Origin of the sequence: Paenibacillus antarcticus (assembly GCF_001637225.1) — a bacterium.
GTDB classification, from domain to species: domain Bacteria; phylum Bacillota; class Bacilli; order Paenibacillales; family Paenibacillaceae; genus Paenibacillus_AQ; species Paenibacillus_AQ antarcticus.
Map to the genome: position 1 here is coordinate 463700 of NZ_LVJI01000001.1, position 17947 is coordinate 481646.

A 17947-nucleotide genomic window follows, 5' to 3' on the forward strand; every position below is an offset into this window, starting at 1 on the left:
CCTTGACCTTACTTCGTCCCGACCGAATATGCTTAACGTTAGTGGCGGCCGTATCAGGGTTAATCTTTCATAAATTTGCGAAAAATGATGCTCCATTACGTTTGGATACCTGTTTAACGATCTCTTCCCAGCGTGCAATTCTTGCAACTTCTTCCGGATATCTTCTTGCTATTTCAAAGAGCTCCGCTTTACCGGTATTGATGCATGGCATACATCCGACACGTCCCATACCTTCTTTATAGAGTGGGTTAGGTTCAATGCCATGCTTGTCGTGCATCGCAAACACTTCTTCAACTTTCCAGTTCAATAGCGGACGATATATCTCATACCCTTCAGGCGTGCCTTCTCTTTCAGGTAGCTTAGATCGTGCATAACTTTCTTGCGCCCTAACTCCTTGCCAACTGATTATGTGGTGCCCCCCCTCAATCAGAGGTAAGTAGACTTGATCAAAAAATGGTCTAACCTTCAGCTCTACCGTGCAAAACCTAGCCTTTGTTGATGGAAACCTGCCCTTCCACATACATAGATCTAAGAATGGATTTCCTGTGGGGATTAGAGCTTCTAAGACTCTATTAATTGTTTCCTCAGCTTCTTGATTGCTCATTCCATTTATAGCCGGTCTCCATATCCACCCGTATACACCTTTATATTCCTTTAAAGGATCATTAGGCTCAACTTCTGGAGGATCATCTAGTAGTACACCATCTAAGCCTTCTGTTGGTACGCCGGGATCTATAACCCATTTACCAGGTATATCTTTTCGTAATTTATCCGGCCAATAGTTCGTTACATACTGCCTACGGTTTTCTATCTGTTCTGTAAAGCCAGCTTTGATTCTTCGGATCGGTCCAAGTTCCTTTTCTAGGTACTCAATATATTCATATGTTTTCTCATGTTCATTACCTGTATCAGCGAAAACAGGCATTAAATCCACTCCTTGTTCCAGTGCGTACAGCCAAAGAGCCGTACTATCTTTTCCACCTGATAGAGATATAACGTTTATAAGTTTTTGCATGTGTGTCTGTCTCCCTTCCTCTAGCTAAATAATTGATAGGGCTTCACGGGCATTCTCACCTTTATCAAGCGCGATAGAGCTATATAATTTGTCTGCGTCATATACTCCGCCACAATCACCATCTGTATATTTTTCTTCATCCGCATAGAACTCTAGTGCTTTAATCAACGGCTCTACTAGTTGTAGAAGGTATGTGATGTATTCAATTTCCGTAGTGTGTTTGTAGTTAGTTTTATTACGCATTTCTGCATATGCTTTAATCTCTGTTATCTTGTCGTTCATTGTGTAACCTCCCAAGACTCAACGTCGCTAAATTCTATATCTTTTATATATCGACCCATATAATTCCAAGTGAGTGTTCTGGTTATGAAATCTATTGATGTTACCTCGATTGGCTCAGCGTAATTTCTTAGGATAACTTTTATAATTGGTACTTTCATATTGTTCTATCTCCTTATAAGTTAAATAGGGATCGTTTCCCAAGCTTCATCATCGAAGTTTTTGTAATAATCCCATTTTCCTGATTGCCTTAACTTCCACACCGTAGAAGTGATTGATTTAATCGTTTTACCGATCGCCAGTGACATGTTTCGTCTTCCATCAATCTCGTAATATTTGCAGATATATATGAGTTCTGATGTTGTGTAATGTTTTCCGTGATTAAAGTGGAATAAAGGGTTGTATTCCATCCGACCTTGCCTGTCGTAAGTTATCCCATCAATGATGTCTTGCTCATCAGGTTCGTATTGCATTTCATGTTTACCGATGACTACTCCCTCCTCCATTAATTGTATTTATGGGTACACCAGTTCTATTTTTGGGTTGTAAGTGGTCACGGATTTATTGTTTTCCTAACTGATCGCTGATAGGTAATCTAGTACAATACCTTGGTTTTGATATCCACCTTTTTCTATCAACCTTCCAGACTCCTGAAACCACTTGTAAGGGATACTCTTCCTGCCCCCTAACATTTGCTCGTCCCACATCCTAAGAAGGTTTATACGATCAATTAGATAGGTCTCGTTATGAGTTTCGAAGTGTATGAGAGCGAACGATTCACCTTTCCAACTTCGAATGAACTCAATTTGATGCTCTTCAAAGTTGCTGAATGGGAAACTCTTTTCGTTTTTCGTGCTCTTGGCTTCGAAACAGATCGACTTACCTTGCCAGTCGCCCATGAAGTCCACTGTGCTTGGACCAGATGGAAATGCACTGGTGATTCTTTTCCCTTGTCTCAATACTGTCCAAGGAGTAGAAATCTTCTTGATATTCGCTATGCCTTTTGCTGTATATTGATCGTTTGCATAATTTATGAGTTCTTCGAATTTCATCCCGCGATTAGCAAATGTATTCATATCGGCAACCCCATTAATCCATTTGGACGTTTGATGATAAGTTTATTGTTTCTTGCCCGATCAATAAGCAATATCAAGACCTCATCGGGATCTCGTTCAAGTTCCCCTGCGATTTCCCCTATACCTTCACCTTGTAACCACATATCTTCAAACTTTTTAACTTCGTCATCACACCATGTAAAATCCATTTCCTCGCATGCTAGATGTATCTTACGTCTGCTCTTAGCGTTTAGTGGATTTATAATTGCTTGGTTTCTAGCCCCCATGTTTTTCCCTCCTGTTCTAAAGCTCTGTATTGCCTTTCTGCCGACTCTATTACTCTAGTCAACCAATCCTTTGAATCATCGTCCGAAGTGCCTAGGATGATCTCCTGTTTGATTTGGTTGGGTATTGTTGGGTTAGTCATGCTCACGCTCCTTGCTAGCTTGTAGTTCAGCAGCTTCTTGCATAAGCCGATCATATTCATCATCACTTACCGCTGGTGCATCCTTACCATCAGTAATGGGGATGATTGCCTTTTGATTGCCTCGGTAGTTATTTTTAGAAGGTGGTGCTTCCTTTTCCTTTGTCCAAGGTTCATCTATGCCTACCGTTTTCCAACGAGTTAGTATTCCATTAACGTAAGCCATAGATCGTTTCCCTGATAAAACGGCCGTCTTCATCGCTTCCAGGTACCAACGGTCTCCATAGGTTTCAACGAGATCGTCAATGTTGTCTTTAAGCGTGGAACTAATTGTTCCGAATCCTTCTTGTTCAAAAATTCTATAAGGATTAAAAGGAATCTCAGGTACACCGCCTATAGGTTCTTGTGTTTGGTTTTCTTTACTATCTATTTCTATTTCCTTTACTTTACTTTCCTTTACTTTACTTTGTGGTGTTTGTGTTGACTGTCCGTTACATTTATCAGGGTTAATGTAAACATTAACTACGTTACCGTTAACATTAACTACGGTAATGCTATAAGAGACGTTTTTACATTCCTCGGTAGGGTCAACAAGAAGATAATCATCGATGAATGTTATAGACTTTCGGCGCTTCGCTGCTTCGATATATCGCCGTTGAAACCCCTTAGATGTAAGTACGCCGTGAGTTTCAAACACGCTTTGGTTAAAGAACCTCCATTTTATGCACTCATTAACGATGTCTTTAACAAGGTTTATGTCAACATTAACTCGGTTACTGAATACATAATGTTCACGTTCAGTCCATGGGTAAAAGTATCCACTGCGGTATACCTCTCCCATGAGCTTGACGATGATTCCCAAACCTTCCATACCATACTTTGCTAAAGTGACAATCATTTTATCGTCTTGGTCAAAATCAATATCTAGAGGAAAATAATCTAAGCTTTCCTTTAATGGTCGCGCCACTCATACCACCACCTACTCACTAGCTTTTTTGTAATACTTTACTGATCACCGTCACTATAAAGTTTCTAGACCTAATCCCTTCTGGTGTTTCGTCTAACCAGTCATGGCATTTGGAACAAAGGTGTATCAAGTCAGTCACTGTTGTCTTATGTTTTAAATGTGGACGTCCAGTTAGGTGAGCTCTTTCGGTTGCTAGTGCCTTTTCGCACATTTCACACAAGCCATGAGAGCGTTCTTTAAGCTCTGTATCTACTGCTAGGCTAATTTCACCCATTTGCTTCTGTGTCAGCTTCACTCTGGTACTCTTTGGAGATTTAGGAAATCCTATAGTCATCAGTGCACCTCCTAGAATGGTAGATCATCATCTGAGACATCTATTGGTTTTCCATCATCCGAGAATGGATCCTGATTGCTTTTTGATGAGTCACTACTGTTGTCCTTTTTAGATGATTCCAAGAAGCGCACGTTATCAGCTATAACCTCTGTTACATACACTCTCTTACCTTCGTTGTTTTCGTAGTTCCGAACCTGTATGCGACCTTCTACAGCTGTTAGGCGACCCTTCTTTAGATAATTAGCGCAAGTCTCGGCAAGCTGCCTCCACGTAACTATTGGAATGAAATCTGCTTCTTTTTCCTCGCCTGCTTTTGTGAATGGGCGATCTACAGCGAGTGTGAATTGGGTTACAGCTACACCTGATGGTGTGTATTTAAGGTCAGGATCACGTACAAGGCGACCAATTAATATAACTCGATTTAACAATTTGATTCCCTCCTATTAATACAAACTCAATTCTGAAAAGTGTTTGATCGTTTGGATCTTTTTCGTCTGCCGGCAATACTCACATTTCTCACATCTCACAGGTTCAGCAAGCCCTGCCTTGACTGCTTTCACACGTTCTATATTGTTCTTCACGATATTTAAACTTTGTTGGATAACCTCATAATCAAAGTAAATAATTTCATGGTCAGGTGGGTTCTGCTTAGTCACGATGACCATGTGTGGTAGTAACCACTGTTCACGACCTGTTGCAAGCTTCTCAACCTCTGTATATACAGACATTTGTATCGTGTACCCGTAGTGATCTAGGAAGTTTTCATAAGCCTGAGCATCCTTGTTCCACCACTTACCATCTATTTCTTTCAAGGCCTTTAGGTCTGCAAATATACCAACAGCAGGATTGTAGCTATCAAGCATTACCTTCCAAGGTATCCCGAACAATTCAGCAGTTAAGATAACTTCCTTTTCTCCGGCCAATGCCTTCGTGACTAATGGATCATTCTCTAGGACCTCTATCATCGTGTTGCAGTGTTGAAAGTTAGATTTAAGCTGTCCGGCGGTTGCCCCTCTGCTGCTGTATAGATCAGGGTTATCAGCTTTGAATTCATCAAGTGTGCCTTCATTCCAAGCATGTACATAGTGTCCTTCCATGAATGCCATGACTGAGGATCGTTCGTATGTTCCGTTAAGAGTGGCGACCGCCTGAGCTTCACAGCCCCCATATGAGGGCAGGAAACTTTTGAACTGAGATACGGACATGTAGTGACGATTGGCTTCTTGGCTGAAGTAATTACTCTTGGTTAGTTGCATCTGCGACCACCTCGTATTCCACATCGATTGGATTCAGAGGGCTCACTTGCTTGACCTCTTCTTTCTTATTGAAGTCCATTTCAGCAGCATCTTCGAATGCTTGTTTTTGTTCGATGGTGTCAAAGTCTAGTTCAATATTCTTGCAAAGCCTTCTCAGAACAGTTTTCTTATACATTTCTCCAGGTGTTATTCTCCAAGCCTTAGAGAATTCACCGCTATCTCTCGATTTCTGAGAAAAGTTCTCTTTGATGATTTCGATTTCTTTTACACTCATAGTGTCATAATTCATCGATCCATCTTTAAACATGACTATTGCAAAAGCTCCAATTATTTCTCCATCGTTAAAGGGCATAGGTTTAAAGGTTATAGACTGTTGTCCAGCTATAATTTCTTCTGTGAACTCGTCACCTTTTCTAACTACTTTTGCATATATGTCCTTGATCGAATTGATACTGTATAGTTTGGCAAGTTTGACTTCACCTTTGTAATCCGTCCGGAACTCAACCTTGCCGGCGTAAATGATGGCGTAACACTCTTTGTTGAAGAAGTCTAAGCCAAGGAAGGCGCCCTTTAACATCGTTCTAGCTACGGTTGTTGAATCGGCTTTATCTATGTCCTTAACATCCTGTAGTACCGCCATACAGTTTTGGAGGAACCTTGTTTTGTTAAAGTTGGAGGGCATTGCTTCACGTTTACTTTCAAGTAAACCTTCTAGATTTTTATGAATTATAGCTAATTTATCTGACATGGTTTATCCCTCCACAATCTCAATGTTTAAATCTTGACCGTCAATAGTCTCGAGAACAAAATATTGATAATCATCATGCTTAGAGGATTCAATGATCTCTTGTTGTCTGCTTCCAAGGTTCTGCCAACCATCAACGCAGATTACTTTCAATTCCCCTGCTTGGGCCTTAGCAAGCTTGAAGGCAAACTCTAATGACTCTCCTTCTGATAGTCCATCAATTAACGTATCATCAATTCTAATTCGCCCTTGTTCATCTACCGACAATCCTTCGACTGGCAATGATGCTGTTTTAAGCAACTCTTTTGGAAGTTCTCTAGCCTTTTGGATCTTGTTTGTAAGCTCGGCCGATCTAGCTTCTTTAGGTGATAATTTTTCCTTGATGATTTCATTCATGCGTTCCCATTCACGTAAATACTCTTTCATTTCAGCAGCCTGATTCGCCGATTCCTTGAGTGGTTCAACATCGATTAATACAGATTCATCAATGATTTTCTGAGCATTACCTGACTTCTCATTTTCTGAGGTAATCAGATTTGCTTCATGGTCCTCGATCTTTTCAAGGTCCTTCTTTTCATGCTCGTCAATATTTGCTAGAGTGCTTTTCTTATCAACGAGCTGTTCTTTGTACTCGTTAATGAACACGGCTGATTGTTCGCCTTCCTGCTGAATCGATTCCTTGGATGAGTGTTTTTTTGCTTGGTATTGTAATTTCAATCGTTCAATAGCTTGTTCTAATTCAGAATCCAATCTGATAGATTCATCATTGATTCTACGAGAGACATCATCTACTTTTGTTTTCTCGTCATTTATGTTTTCGTCCAATCGTTTAATAGAAGAATTTAATGTTTCGCGCTGCCTACTGTATTCCAACACCTTTGATTCTCTAGCATTAGCAGATCGTTGTTTGATGTCGTCAATTCTGATATTCAAACCATCAATCAGCTTGACAGCTTCATCCAGTTTGTTATTGGACTCTTCTGCATCGGACAGCTTCTTATATAAGGCTTGAAGATTAACGTCTTTCCACTCAGCTCCGTCATAGTTCTGCGGTAGATCACGCTTGATCCCTTCAATATTGGCTCTTAACAGGTTTATTTCTCCGTTGATAGAAGTTCGTTCGGTGAAGTACCCTGTCTCAATCTCCTTCAAAATTTGCAGAATATGCAGCTGGTAATCAGCTTCTGGCATTTCTCCAAACCAACTTTTTATATCCTCGACTGTCCATTCGATTGCAAGCATATTAAGGATAATTTCCGTCTGTTCTTTTGCGCTCTTTTGGACAAACTCAATAGGTCTGAATATATCGCCACTGATCAGTTTCTTAAGGAATGATTCCGTACTACTAACCGCTTTGGAATCGTGTTTCACTTTCAAATAATCGGCTTTCTCAGAACGGATTTTTCTTGTTGTTTGCAAACCATCATCCAGTTCAACGAACAGTTCTGCTTCATCCTCACCATGCTGAATAACCTCTGTTCTACGGCTTTTGTTCGTGAACAACTTTTCTAATCCTTCGACAAGGCTTGTCTTACCTGTTCCCGAATCGCCTGAAACCTTATTAAATTTACCTGGACTAAACATTAGTTCTTTGATACCTAACCAGTTCTTTATCTCAATTCGTTTAATATGCATTTTGACATCCTCCTAATATTTGTGTTATATTGACCGTGAAATATTTCTAAAGTGTTTAATTCTAGTGATCTCGGTTGCCGCCGTGGTCACTTTTTCGTTTTTTAAGGAATTATGGACATCTTTCAAGTTGTCGATTACGACCTGCAGATCATGCCGCATGAAGATAATGATTTCATCCCCAGCACCAACGAATGACCCTTTGCTCGATTGCTGTAGATCCTCAAGCTTTTGTATCGCTTCTTGCAATGCTTTCAAGTGATTCTCCTCCTTTAAGCCGTTTCCGAATTTCGTTATATCTATTGCGTTGGATATCACTTCTAAAAGCGAACCTCGGATGCTTCCCTTCTGTCACTTGACCACCAACCATATTCAGTGCAAGCAAGTCGATGAAGTCACCGGATGCTTTAATCCGAATGCCCATGATCATGGTTCAACTCGACTGCTTGTTGATTTATTTTTCAATACATAGGTGCTAACTGGATAAGCATCATTAAGTAAATCCCTAAGCTTTAAATTATTCTTGATTCCCCAAAGCAATGAAAATTGGTTTAGTCTGCAATGTTGTATGTATCTCTAAGAGGTTTTGAGTCTTGTCCAACACTGCCGTTTCAGATTTCCCGAAGCATACCGAGAAAAAGTTCACTCTCTTATTAAATTTCATAGCTACCCTCCTATAACCAAATGATTTTAGTTTGTTTGGCGTAACGATGTACCAAGTGAAGCTCGTTAGAAGTGGATTTACTTACTAGCCAATCTGCAGGAGTTGCAACGCTTTCTGAGATAATGGATAATTGCCGACGTGTTGGTCTTTTACCGTTTTTCATACTGCTTGTCCCTCCTTACTGTGTAAGAATGTTTCGAGATCAGATATTTCTTTATCTAACCAATCGTTTCCAGCATCTAAAATCTTCTTATCGCGTCTAACCTTGATTAGTTGTTGAAGCCGAGCGTTAGCCTTTACACGATCCATTAGTCTAGCGTCCGTCATGGGTATCATCCTTTCTATTCAGTTTCTTGAAGTAAAACAGCTTCTACAAATGCACGTTTGTACGTCTCGTGTTCAGAAGCTCTCTTGTATCCGTATTTTTCGTTGTAGCTAACTTCTGAGGAATCGACAACGATAACGTCATTATCTTTGGTCATTATTGTGTACATGGGTTATCCCTCCTTTCAGATTAAAGTCCCAATCGCCAATTCCTTAACAATGGTTGTATAGATTTCCTTAAGTCGTGGTTCAGACTCAATCACATCTAAACGGTTGGTATCTTTAATCTTCGTTTTTGTGACTCCCTGCTCCGTAAGGCGTTCATGCAAGTTAGTAAGGCGTACTCCAAGATTACATTTGGCTCGTTCTTCTAGGAGTCGATAACTTTCTCTTCTAACTTCCTGATGGCCTCCCATTCGATTGGCAGATCCATTCAACATTCCGTTTATCTTTGATCTCCAATTCTCATCACGTTTCAGGAAGGTTTCTTTGATGGTTGTAAGCTGTTGTTCTGTTTGCTGTTGGCGTTGTTCGATTTGCTTTAATCCTTGCTCCATGTTGATTAGGAGTTGGAGTTGAGGGCTTAATGCGCTTGTGTCTAATGCTTGTACATCTTTGATGCGATAATAATCATCTACAAGTGATTCGTAAGCTTCCCAAGCCTTATCTGTGTTTAATGATTTAGCGTGAAGCCATGCTCCTTTTTCAGTCCAGAAGTACAAGCAATTGATATTTGGCGAAACGTCATTTTGACGACTTGCTTTAAATGCCCTTAGTTCATCACCTTCAAGCAAGAAAAAATGTTTGTCTTTTGAATACCGACTTTCGTTTCTCTCAAAATTCTTGCTGATAATCTTTGTTTCAGTTCCGAATGATTCAGCAAGTTGAGCAGTGCTTAAAACTCTTTGACCGTTGTGGTTAATAACTTGTAATTGATTCATTTGATTACCTCGCTTTCTGTCGAATATTTCCTATCCCTCTGCTAGAATGAAAGTTGTCTAAGCTTATCAATTCGTATAGAAGGGAGAAATTGCATTAATGGATAAAATTAAAGTTACATTTTCTGATGGCTCAACCAAAACATTTAATGAAGAACAAACGTTTATGGCGATCGATTTTTTCCCAGATAAAGAAAATCCTAATAAAAACTACCCATCTCAATCTGGAACTTACGGCTTATGGAGTCACATTCACGATGGTTTAACCCCAAGTTTTCTAGAAATTCTCGCTAACTCAAAATTCTTTTTTGATGTCAAAAACCCTGAAATCACTTACAGTGCTCAATCGATTGTGAAACTAGAAAACATTTAATCATTTTCGATGTAATCACGATTTTGTGGTTGCATCGATTTCTTTTTCTAATTGCCTTTTCGCTTCGGTAATCACCAACAAATAGGGATTTTCTGCGCTTCGCCATCTTGCTGATCGTTCACAACTTAAAAGATTTTCTCTAACCTCTCCATAAGTTGATACATTGCTTTTGACATCATTCAGCAGGTCCGCCGCTTGATTACTGACAAAGTTATTAAACCTCACTTCTCTTTCATCCATTTTGCTTCACCTCACTTTCTTTTAGTGGTTAATAACTTGCATTCGGTTCGTATGGTTGCTCATTTCAGATAGGTATTTGGTACACATTAGGCGATTTATACAAAGTTTATTTAAATGAATACGATACTCATCTCACATATATCAGAAGCTCACTTCTTGCTGGACCCGTTCAATCATAACGGCATCTCTAATCAGATCATTGAAATTGTTATCTATTTTTGTATAGTGCATCATTTGGAATTTAGCCGTGTTCAACAAGTCGCAAGCTTGGTTAACACTTAATCCATTTTCAGAAAGTAAAAGAATAATTTTTGTCATGAGTTCGGCGTTTTCCACGGCCTTTATTTCATTGTTATTATTATGGTTCATTTGATATCCCCTTTCTTAGCTCGTCCTTTTAAAGGATGATTCCATAGTGCAAATACGAATAATGTGTCGATGGTTAATATTGCAACAATGATCCATAATAGCGTTATCATCTTTTTGTCCGGTAAAGAATGAATTCTATATTTCCTAATCCGTCAAACAATTCGTGTGCTATTTTCCACTTTCCAGTGCCAAGCATGTCATTCACATCATCGATATCGTATGTTTTACAAATCTCCATTACATCACCAAGATTCATTTCCCCACCCCTTTCATCCGCTCTCCCCACGCCTTGAAATCAACTGGATCAATCAGAATCATTCGTTTACTAAGTCGTATACAAGGTAAACCTCCGTTTTCTAATGGCTTTTTTAATAGTTCGCTTACATACTGATTAGAACAACCGAGAACCTCACATATATCCTTTACACGAAGGTACTTACTCGTCCCCATCAACTCCACTTCCCTCTGTCTTATTGGTAGTAAATTCAAGCCCTAGTCCCAATGCGAAACAAGTCTTATCAATAGTTGTTTCATTCCACCGACGGTTGCCATCTAGCAAGTTATGTACATACTGTGGTGTGTACCCAATCATTCTCGCTAAGTCAGAAGGATTTAATTTCTTATCCTTAAGCACTTTTTTTATTGTGTCTGATATGTTCACTGCTCTCACCTCCATGGATAAAATATTAATCCATTTGATTAATTTAATCAAATAGAGTAATTACTCAAATAGAGTCATAATCTAGCATTTAGCTATATTAATCTCGTAGATTAAAGATAATTCTTCCATTTGCTTAATTTATCTCTATTTTAATCAAATAGAGCTTGTTTTTTAATCTATTTGTTGATAATATGTAAATAGAATTAAATAATCATTTAGTTGAAAGGTGAATTCCAGTGGACTCTATAATAAAAAGTATTCGGAAAGAAAGAAAAATGAGTGGAACAGAGGTGGCAGATCGGATTGGTATTTCTGCCCAGTATTATTACGACATTGAAAAGGGAGCTAAGAAGCTAAGTGCGGAAAATGCAGCTAAGTTGTCAGAAGTTTTTGAAGTGACAGTTGATCACTTATTGGGGCTAAATTCTGAAGGTGCAGTTGCAGAGGAACGAAACCCGTACTATACATTAACTCGTAAAGACGATTCTGATATTGCCAAAGAGTTAGAAAACTTAATGGCTGCGCTTGATCATAACAAATCTTTAGCATTTCATGGCGAGACGATGGATATGAGTGAGGAACAGCGTGAACTTCTACGTATATCTCTTGAAAATTCAATGCGCGTAGCCAAACAGATCGCAAAAAAGAAGTTCACTCCGATTAAACATAGATAACTCTTTGGGGGATCATACATGGGTCAAGTACAGCGAGAAGTTTCAAAGTTGCTTCAAAAGCATGGAACAAACAATCCTTGGGAAATTGTTAATCAAAAAGGAATATTACTTTTTTTCGATGAATTAGGAGATATATGGGGTTACTACAATCGATTTGTACGTGTTCCAATGATTCATATTAATAATGAGCTTACAGAATTCAACTCTCGCTTCACTTGCGCTCATGAACTTGGTCATCACCTCTTACATCCAAATGTAAACACTCCATTTTTAAAGAAAAACACATTGTTTTGTGTTAGCAAGATAGAACGCGAAGCAAACCATTTCGCAATCCACTTATTAACCGGTGGGGACAAGCCATATCCCGATGAAACTAAACAACAATTTCTATTGAGGAATGGAATCCCGGTTGATATGCATTGTTTTTATTAAAAATAGAAAGGAGCTTAACCACATGGCATCTTTTCGCCAAAACAACTGCAAGTGCATAAAAACGGAAACAAACAAAAGATGTAAATGTGGCGCTGCGTGGAGTTATCGCATCCGCGCTGGAGTTGATCCCAAGACTGGGAAACGCAAGTTAATTGAGCGAGGTGGATTTCGCACTAAAAAAGAAGCTGAAATTGCAGCAGCAGCGGCAGAATTAGAGGTACACAGTGGGTCGTTTATAGAAGAGAAGAAGATAACTTTCGAAGATTTCGCCAAGGAATGGTACTCCATTTACATGGGCACGGGCAAAGTTAAAATCAGTACAGGCAGGGTGAGACTCCATGAAATCGGTAGGCTTAATCATTTTTTTGCAAAAATACCGTTAAAGGATATAACTCGCAGACAATATCAAAATGCCCTTAATAAGCTAAAAGAAGAAAAGGTTAAGAAAAAAGAAATAACAACAAAGAAAACAGAAGAAACAGTAAAAAAAGCAGATGGCGAAATAGTAAAAGGTTATTCAGAAAATACGATTGACGGAGTACACCGCACTGGGAGAATGATTTTTAAAAAGGCGATAGAAATGGAAATCATCAAAAATGACCCCACTTCCTACGCTGTTGTACCACGTACACAAAAGACTGTAGAGCAACTTGAGAGCGAAAAACAAATTGTTAAATACCTCGAAAAAGAAGAATTATCTACATTCCTAGGAGCAGCCAAAGACTTTGGATTGGAGTACGATTATGTCACCTTCATGTTACTCGCTTATACAGGGATGCGTGCTGGAGAATTGTGTGCACTCAAGTGGTCAGATATAAATTTTGATGATCGCACAATTAGTATCACTAAAACTCTCTACAATCCAACTAATAACACGTTAAAATATACATTACTCACTCCTAAGACAAAGAGTTCAGTTAGGACGATAGAAATAGATAACGTGTTGTGTGAAGTCTTAAACAATCACCGCGTGGCACAAAAAGAACTATACATGCGAAATCGTAAAACTTACCACAACAAAGATTTTATAATCGTTAAGACAAATGAGAATTACGCAGGGTATCCAGAGCAAATAAAAAAGATCGAAATTCGCATGCTCCGGTTACTAAAGCTCTGCGAACTAAACACCGATTTAACGCCGCATTCACTTAGACATACTCACACATCGTTGCTTGCAGAAGTTAAAGTTACACTTGAGGCCATCATGGAAAGGTTAGGTCACCAAGATGACGAAACAACAAGAAATGTATATCTCCATGTCACAAAAACACAAAAGAAAGAGGCTGCACACAAGTTTTCTCAACTCATGCAAAGCCTCTCCCCTTAAACAACTTCATGACCAAAGTGGGATGAATGTGGGATGACACTCCCGCTTAACTATCCGAACCCCGATACATCAAGCTTTTATTGATTGAATTACATCATGCCGCCCATTCCACCCATGCCGCCCATATCAGGCATTCCGCCTGCTTTTTCTGGCTCTGGCTTGTCAGCGATGACAGCTTCAGTAGTCAAGAACATTGCAGCTACAGATGCAGCATTTTGCAATGCGGAACGAGTTACTTTAGCAGGGTCAACGATACCAGCTTCGAACATGTTTACCCACTCATCAGTAGCAGCGTTGTAGCCGATACCGATAGCTTCTTTCTTCAAGCGTTCCACAATAACAGAACCCTCTTGACCAGCGTTAGCTGCGATTGTACGGATTGGTTCTTCAAGAGCGCGTAATACGATGTTTACGCCAGTTCTTTCGTCACCAGTCACGTCTACAGCATTTACTGCGTTATATACGTTCACGAGTGCAGTACCACCACCGGATACGATACCTTCTTCAACCGCAGCGCGAGTTGCGTTCAAGGCATCTTCGATGCGTAGTTTGCGTTCTTTAAGTTCTGTTTCAGTTGCAGCTCCAACTTTGATAACTGCTACACCGCCGGACAATTTAGCCAAGCGCTCTTGCAATTTCTCTTTGTCGAACTCAGAAGTTGTATCTTCCAATTGAGATCTAATTTGGCTTACACGAGCATCGATATCGGATTTGTTACCAGCACCATCAACGACGATTGTGTTTTCTTTCGTTACACGCACTTGACGTGCAGTACCTAATTGCTCAATTGTTGCGGATTTAAGGTCAAGACCAAGTTCTTCCGTAATCACTTGTCCGCCAGTCAATGCAGCAAGATCTTGCAACATTGCTTTACGACGATCACCAAATCCTGGAGCTTTAACAGCAACTGCGTTGAATGTTCCACGCAATTTGTTAACAACTAGCATTGCTAGTGCTTCGCCTTCGATATCTTCAGCGATAATAACAAGTGGCTTAGCTTGTTGAACGATCTTCTCAAGCAATGGCAAGATTTCTTGTGTGCTTGTGATTTTCTTATCTGTGATTAGGATGTATGGATTCTCAAGAACAGCTTCCATTTTGTCCGTATCTGTAATCATGTATGGAGAAATGTAACCGCGGTCGAATTGCATACCTTCCACGACTTCCAATTCAGTAGCGAATCCACGGGATTCTTCAACAGTGATAACACCGTCATTACCCACTTTTTCCATAGCTTCAGCGATCAATTCGCCTACTTCTTCGTCAGCAGCAGAGATCGATGCAACTTGTGCAATAGATTGTTTGCCTTCGATTGGTTTAGCAATGTTCTTAAGTTCGATTACAGCTGCTTTAACAGCCTTCTCGATCCCTTTACGGATAACCATTGGGTTAGCACCTGCAGTAACGTTCTTAAGACCTTCACGAATCATCGCTTGAGCCAGAACTGTTGCTGTAGTTGTACCGTCACCAGCTACGTCATTCGTCTTTGTAGCCACTTCTTTAACGAGCTGTGCACCCATGTTCTCAAAAGCGTCTTCAAGTTCGATTTCCTTAGCAATCGTTACACCATCATTGGTAATAAGCGGGCTACCGAATTTCTTCTCAAGAACGACGTTGCGGCCTTTAGGTCCCAATGTTACTTTTACTGCATTTGCCAAAGCATCAACCCCGCGCAGCATAGAGCGGCGAGCGTCTTCACTAAATCTAATATCTTTTGCCATAGTGATGTATTCCTCCTTAAGGATTATATATTACATACGTTCATTTATGATAATTAACCTACAATCGCATGGATGTCGCTTTCTTTCATAATCAAATATTCTTTACCTTCATATTTGATTTCTGTTCCGGCATATTTAGAGAAAAGAACCTTGTCGCCTTCTTTTACTTCAAGAGCAACACGTGCCCCATCTTTTACCGCACCGCTTCCTACTGCAATAACTTTACCTTCTTGCGGCTTTTCTTTAGCGGAGTCTGGAAGGACGATTCCAAATGCTGTTGTTTCCTCTTGCTCGATTGGTTCTACCAATACGCGGTCACCTAAAGGTTTGATCATGAAAAATAGCCTCCTTATTAATATAGTATGTTGTGATACAGTAACATCTGTCGAAATATGTATTAGCACTCGACATGCCTCAGTGCTAACAACCAATTTTTATGATACTCAACTTGGGCACATTTTTCAAGTCCTTTGATGCCATTTTTCAAAATAAAATGTGTAAGCTCTCATCCATTCTATCCACCCACAGGTTAAATATGCCTCCGATATCATTAGAACATTTCCAAATGATTACTTTTAAAAAGACATAACCTATTCGCTGGATTAGCGTATCTCTTTGTAGTATAGAAAAGATAACCATTGCTAATGTTGCGGCAAACGGCTTTATCATCCCGTAATGGACAATAAAGCCGTTTGGCACTTCATTATTTGATTGTATCCGTAGGTTACCTATATTTCTCTTCAAGCGCCTCATCAGCTGCTAACTGTTTACGATATATAAGTGCTGATACAAACACACTGAACTCATACAGCAATAGGAGTGGAATCGTTACTAAAAAGTCAGAGATGAAATCCGGTGGTGTTATTACTACAGCTATAAATACAAGCACAAAATAAGCCATTTTACGCATTTTGCGTAACCGTAGTGGATTCAAGATTCTAATTTTGGTTAAAAACATTACAACCAGTGGTAGTTCAAAGAGAAGAGCTAACGGGATTACCAGACTAAACATAAAGCTGAAATATTGCGTAATGCCATACGTTTCTTCTAGACCCATGCTAGTGGTCACTGCCGTTGTAAAAGATAACGCCATCGGAAACACAATATAGTATGCAAAGGAAATCCCTGCTAAGAAAAGAATCAACACAAATGGCACATATCGTAATGCCGCTTTACGTTCTTGGTCCCTTAAACCTGGGCCAACAAACGCCCATAATTGATACGCAATCCATGGGATAGATATCACTAGTGATACAACCATGGAAATCTTCATATATATTCCAATAGCATCCCAGAAGGAGAAGGCATGCAGTACAAAATCCTTTGCAGTATCTGCATTCAGTAAATACTCATAAATAGGCTTGGCCAGAAACAACCCCATGATAAGTCCCAGAATAAATACAATTAAAATATAAATAATTCTTTTACGTAGTTCACCTAGATGTTCAAAAATCGACATCTCATCCTGCGCTACTGACATGTATGTCACCTCCGATTTATACGTCTATTTTGGACAGAACAAAATCCCTCCCCAGAGGAAGGGATTATACTGTCAGTAGATTTCTGACGTACTATTCAGGAAGTCGTTTATTGTCCGATTCATTCTGAGAATTGTCAACTTTCTTGACTTCAGTCTTCTGTGGAGCAGAATCATCCATGATGTCACGTGCCCCATTCTTAAATTCGCGGAATGTCCGTCCTACAGCACGTCCTAGTTCAGGTAATTTATTGGGTCCGAACAATAGTAGCGCTAATATAACAAGCAAAATAATACCTGGTGTTCCAATTCCACCTAACATTATAAATTCCTCCTTGTTAGTAAATTTTATAACGATAACAAATGAACTAAGAATGAGAATAGACTTTCGTTCATTCTATATATTTCCTTATGTAGATTCTAAGATGATCTATTCCTTCAATGATAAACAAATATTCAATATACGAATTATACCATAACTTAAATCACATAAAAACAGCAATTTTAGTTGTAAATTCGCCATAATTGATAGGATTTATTGCCGATATTGACCCGTCACCATCAGGAGTGCTTCAGGTAGCTGATCCATAATTGCTGCTAGACATTCGTGTACGCCCTTAGGGGTACCTGGTAGATTCACTATAAGTGTTCTCCCTCTTATGCCACAGATACCACGAAATAACATGGCAGATCGATTACGTTGCATCACAGCTTCTCTCATCGCTTCCGACATCCCTGGTACCTCACGTTCAATAACTTTCCTTGTGGCTTCAGGCGTTACATCTCGGATGGCAAGTTCTGTTCCTCCTGTAGTTAGAACGAGATCCGCCCTGAAATAATCCGTTAGTTCAATAAGTGATGCCATGATTTCATCCTGTTCATCAGGCACGATGCGGTATTCTACGATCTCTCCGCCCAATTCCTCTTCTATTAACTCCCGGATGACCTGGGCACTCGTATCTTCACGCTCACCCCTGGCTCCTTTATCGCTAGCCGTTAAGATCGCTGTTTTCCATACCATGTGATCACCCTCCTCCTTC

General features: G+C 39.7%; 33 protein-coding genes. 4 read left to right on the forward strand and 29 right to left on the reverse strand.

Features of this window, described 5'->3' with window-relative positions; all coding sequences use genetic code 11:
- Positions 1-67 precede the first annotated feature (67 nt).
- The 19 genes from PBAT_RS24595 to PBAT_RS02365 all read right to left on the reverse strand — a co-directional run bounded on the left by PBAT_RS24595 (position 68) and on the right by PBAT_RS02365 (position 9636).
- Positions 68-1015 (reverse strand): phosphoadenosine phosphosulfate reductase domain-containing protein, encoded by a 948-nt coding sequence (locus tag PBAT_RS24595; protein ID WP_084402768.1) that lies wholly within the window; start codon positions 1013-1015, stop codon positions 68-70.
- Positions 1016-1039: 24 nt separating this feature from the next.
- Positions 1040-1297 carry a hypothetical protein gene (locus tag PBAT_RS02305; RefSeq protein ID WP_068646126.1) on the reverse strand — a complete coding sequence of 86 codons (258 nt, stop codon included), beginning with the start codon at positions 1295-1297 and terminating at the stop codon, positions 1040-1042.
- Positions 1298-1476: 179 nt separating this feature from the next.
- Positions 1477-1800, reverse strand: coding sequence for a DNA-entry nuclease (locus tag PBAT_RS02310; protein ID WP_246168306.1), 324 nt, complete (start codon positions 1798-1800; stop codon positions 1477-1479).
- A 66-nt stretch (positions 1801-1866) separates the two neighbouring features.
- Positions 1867-2370 (reverse strand): Holliday junction resolvase RecU, encoded by a 504-nt coding sequence (locus PBAT_RS02315; protein ID WP_068646130.1) that lies wholly within the window; start codon positions 2368-2370, stop codon positions 1867-1869.
- Positions 2367-2636: a hypothetical protein gene (locus PBAT_RS02320; protein WP_068646132.1), complete on the reverse strand. Its 270-nt coding sequence runs from the start codon at positions 2634-2636 to the stop codon at positions 2367-2369. The genes PBAT_RS02315 and PBAT_RS02320 overlap by 4 nt, the downstream gene beginning before the upstream one ends.
- Positions 2609-2776 carry a hypothetical protein gene (locus PBAT_RS25110; RefSeq protein WP_157091291.1) on the reverse strand — a complete coding sequence of 56 codons (168 nt, stop codon included), beginning with the start codon at positions 2774-2776 and terminating at the stop codon, positions 2609-2611. The genes PBAT_RS02320 and PBAT_RS25110 overlap by 28 nt, the downstream gene beginning before the upstream one ends.
- Positions 2769-3740 carry a Lin1244/Lin1753 domain-containing protein gene (locus PBAT_RS24600; RefSeq protein WP_084402769.1) on the reverse strand — a complete coding sequence of 324 codons (972 nt, stop codon included), beginning with the start codon at positions 3738-3740 and terminating at the stop codon, positions 2769-2771. The genes PBAT_RS25110 and PBAT_RS24600 overlap by 8 nt, the downstream gene beginning before the upstream one ends.
- Before the next feature lie 19 nt (positions 3741-3759).
- Entirely contained in the window at positions 3760-4074 is a 315-nt protein-coding gene (locus tag PBAT_RS02330) for a hypothetical protein (protein WP_068646134.1), read from the reverse strand.
- 11 nt (positions 4075-4085) lie between these two features.
- A complete protein-coding gene (ssb, locus tag PBAT_RS02335) occupies positions 4086-4502 on the reverse strand; it encodes a single-stranded DNA-binding protein (protein ID WP_068646136.1) in 417 nt (138 codons plus the stop codon).
- 15 nt (positions 4503-4517) lie between these two features.
- Complete coding sequence (locus PBAT_RS02340; RefSeq protein ID WP_068646138.1) at positions 4518-5330, reverse strand: PD-(D/E)XK nuclease-like domain-containing protein; 813 nt, start codon at positions 5328-5330, stop codon at positions 4518-4520.
- The gene (locus PBAT_RS02345) at positions 5311-6078 is read right to left on the reverse strand and encodes a RecT family recombinase (protein WP_068646140.1); all 768 of its coding nucleotides are present in this window, start codon (positions 6076-6078) and stop codon (positions 5311-5313) included. Before PBAT_RS02345 ends, PBAT_RS02340 begins: the two co-directional genes overlap by 20 nt.
- Before the next feature lie 3 nt (positions 6079-6081).
- Positions 6082-7710 carry an AAA family ATPase gene (locus tag PBAT_RS02350; RefSeq protein WP_068646142.1) on the reverse strand — a complete coding sequence of 543 codons (1629 nt, stop codon included), beginning with the start codon at positions 7708-7710 and terminating at the stop codon, positions 6082-6084.
- A 24-nt stretch (positions 7711-7734) separates the two neighbouring features.
- Positions 7735-7965, reverse strand: coding sequence for a hypothetical protein (locus PBAT_RS02355; RefSeq protein ID WP_068646144.1), 231 nt, complete (start codon positions 7963-7965; stop codon positions 7735-7737).
- On the reverse strand, positions 7931-8131 hold the full coding sequence (locus tag PBAT_RS02360) for a hypothetical protein (protein WP_149466233.1): 201 nt from the start codon (positions 8129-8131) through the stop codon (positions 7931-7933). The genes PBAT_RS02355 and PBAT_RS02360 overlap by 35 nt, the downstream gene beginning before the upstream one ends.
- A gap of 93 nt (positions 8132-8224) precedes the next feature.
- Positions 8225-8371 (reverse strand): hypothetical protein, encoded by a 147-nt coding sequence (locus tag PBAT_RS25115; protein ID WP_157091292.1) that lies wholly within the window; start codon positions 8369-8371, stop codon positions 8225-8227.
- A gap of 10 nt (positions 8372-8381) precedes the next feature.
- Positions 8382-8534 carry a DUF6906 family protein gene (locus tag PBAT_RS25515; RefSeq protein WP_169810076.1) on the reverse strand — a complete coding sequence of 51 codons (153 nt, stop codon included), beginning with the start codon at positions 8532-8534 and terminating at the stop codon, positions 8382-8384.
- Complete coding sequence (locus PBAT_RS25120; RefSeq protein ID WP_157091293.1) at positions 8531-8698, reverse strand: hypothetical protein; 168 nt, start codon at positions 8696-8698, stop codon at positions 8531-8533. Before PBAT_RS25120 ends, PBAT_RS25515 begins: the two co-directional genes overlap by 4 nt.
- 14 nt (positions 8699-8712) lie before the next feature.
- Entirely contained in the window at positions 8713-8865 is a 153-nt protein-coding gene (locus PBAT_RS25125; RefSeq protein WP_157091294.1) for a hypothetical protein, read from the reverse strand.
- Between the two features lie 15 nt (positions 8866-8880).
- Entirely contained in the window at positions 8881-9636 is a 756-nt protein-coding gene (locus PBAT_RS02365; protein WP_068646148.1) for an ORF6N domain-containing protein, read from the reverse strand.
- Between the two features lie 97 nt (positions 9637-9733).
- Here PBAT_RS02365 and PBAT_RS02370 point away from each other — a divergent pair, with 97 nt between their 5' ends.
- Positions 9734-10006 (forward strand): hypothetical protein, encoded by a 273-nt coding sequence (locus tag PBAT_RS02370; protein ID WP_068646150.1) that lies wholly within the window; start codon positions 9734-9736, stop codon positions 10004-10006.
- Between the two features lie 15 nt (positions 10007-10021).
- On the opposite strand, the gene PBAT_RS02375 is transcribed toward PBAT_RS02370, so the two are convergent.
- The 5 genes from PBAT_RS02375 to PBAT_RS02390 all read right to left on the reverse strand — a co-directional run bounded on the left by PBAT_RS02375 (position 10022) and on the right by PBAT_RS02390 (position 11276).
- The gene (locus PBAT_RS02375; RefSeq protein ID WP_068646152.1) at positions 10022-10246 is read right to left on the reverse strand and encodes a hypothetical protein; all 225 of its coding nucleotides are present in this window, start codon (positions 10244-10246) and stop codon (positions 10022-10024) included.
- Between the two features lie 141 nt (positions 10247-10387).
- Entirely contained in the window at positions 10388-10615 is a 228-nt protein-coding gene (locus PBAT_RS02380; protein WP_068646154.1) for a hypothetical protein, read from the reverse strand.
- Between the two features lie 106 nt (positions 10616-10721).
- Positions 10722-10871 (reverse strand): hypothetical protein, encoded by a 150-nt coding sequence (locus PBAT_RS25130; protein ID WP_157091295.1) that lies wholly within the window; start codon positions 10869-10871, stop codon positions 10722-10724.
- On the reverse strand, positions 10868-11065 hold the full coding sequence (locus PBAT_RS02385; protein ID WP_068646156.1) for a helix-turn-helix transcriptional regulator: 198 nt from the start codon (positions 11063-11065) through the stop codon (positions 10868-10870). The genes PBAT_RS25130 and PBAT_RS02385 overlap by 4 nt, the downstream gene beginning before the upstream one ends.
- Entirely contained in the window at positions 11052-11276 is a 225-nt protein-coding gene (locus tag PBAT_RS02390) for a helix-turn-helix domain-containing protein (RefSeq protein WP_068646158.1), read from the reverse strand. Before PBAT_RS02390 ends, PBAT_RS02385 begins: the two co-directional genes overlap by 14 nt.
- Positions 11277-11512: 236 nt before the next feature.
- Between PBAT_RS02390 and PBAT_RS02395 the strand changes: the two genes are divergently transcribed.
- Genes PBAT_RS02395 through PBAT_RS02405 form a run of 3 tightly spaced genes read left to right on the forward strand, consistent with a single transcriptional unit; the run spans position 11513 to position 13709 of the window.
- Positions 11513-11950: a helix-turn-helix domain-containing protein gene (locus PBAT_RS02395; protein ID WP_084402771.1), complete on the forward strand. Its 438-nt coding sequence runs from the start codon at positions 11513-11515 to the stop codon at positions 11948-11950.
- An 18-nt stretch (positions 11951-11968) separates the two neighbouring features.
- Entirely contained in the window at positions 11969-12382 is a 414-nt protein-coding gene (locus PBAT_RS02400; RefSeq protein ID WP_068646160.1) for an ImmA/IrrE family metallo-endopeptidase, read from the forward strand.
- Between the two features lie 22 nt (positions 12383-12404).
- Positions 12405-13709 (forward strand): site-specific integrase, encoded by a 1305-nt coding sequence (locus tag PBAT_RS02405; protein ID WP_068646163.1) that lies wholly within the window; start codon positions 12405-12407, stop codon positions 13707-13709.
- Between the two features lie 89 nt (positions 13710-13798).
- On the opposite strand, the gene groL is transcribed toward PBAT_RS02405, so the two are convergent.
- The 5 genes from groL to PBAT_RS02435 all read right to left on the reverse strand — a co-directional run bounded on the left by groL (position 13799) and on the right by PBAT_RS02435 (position 17928).
- The gene (gene groL / locus PBAT_RS02410) at positions 13799-15430 is read right to left on the reverse strand and encodes a chaperonin GroEL (protein ID WP_068646165.1); all 1632 of its coding nucleotides are present in this window, start codon (positions 15428-15430) and stop codon (positions 13799-13801) included.
- Positions 15431-15483: 53 nt separating this feature from the next.
- Positions 15484-15765: a co-chaperone GroES gene (gene groES, locus PBAT_RS02415; protein WP_068528071.1), complete on the reverse strand. Its 282-nt coding sequence runs from the start codon at positions 15763-15765 to the stop codon at positions 15484-15486.
- A gap of 389 nt (positions 15766-16154) precedes the next feature.
- Positions 16155-16910 (reverse strand): twin-arginine translocase subunit TatC, encoded by a 756-nt coding sequence (tatC, locus tag PBAT_RS02425; protein ID WP_068646169.1) that lies wholly within the window; start codon positions 16908-16910, stop codon positions 16155-16157.
- A gap of 91 nt (positions 16911-17001) precedes the next feature.
- Positions 17002-17229 carry a twin-arginine translocase TatA/TatE family subunit gene (locus tag PBAT_RS02430; protein WP_068646171.1) on the reverse strand — a complete coding sequence of 76 codons (228 nt, stop codon included), beginning with the start codon at positions 17227-17229 and terminating at the stop codon, positions 17002-17004.
- A 213-nt stretch (positions 17230-17442) separates the two neighbouring features.
- Entirely contained in the window at positions 17443-17928 is a 486-nt protein-coding gene (locus PBAT_RS02435) for a MogA/MoaB family molybdenum cofactor biosynthesis protein (RefSeq protein WP_068582158.1), read from the reverse strand.
- Positions 17929-17947: the final 19 nt, after the last annotated feature.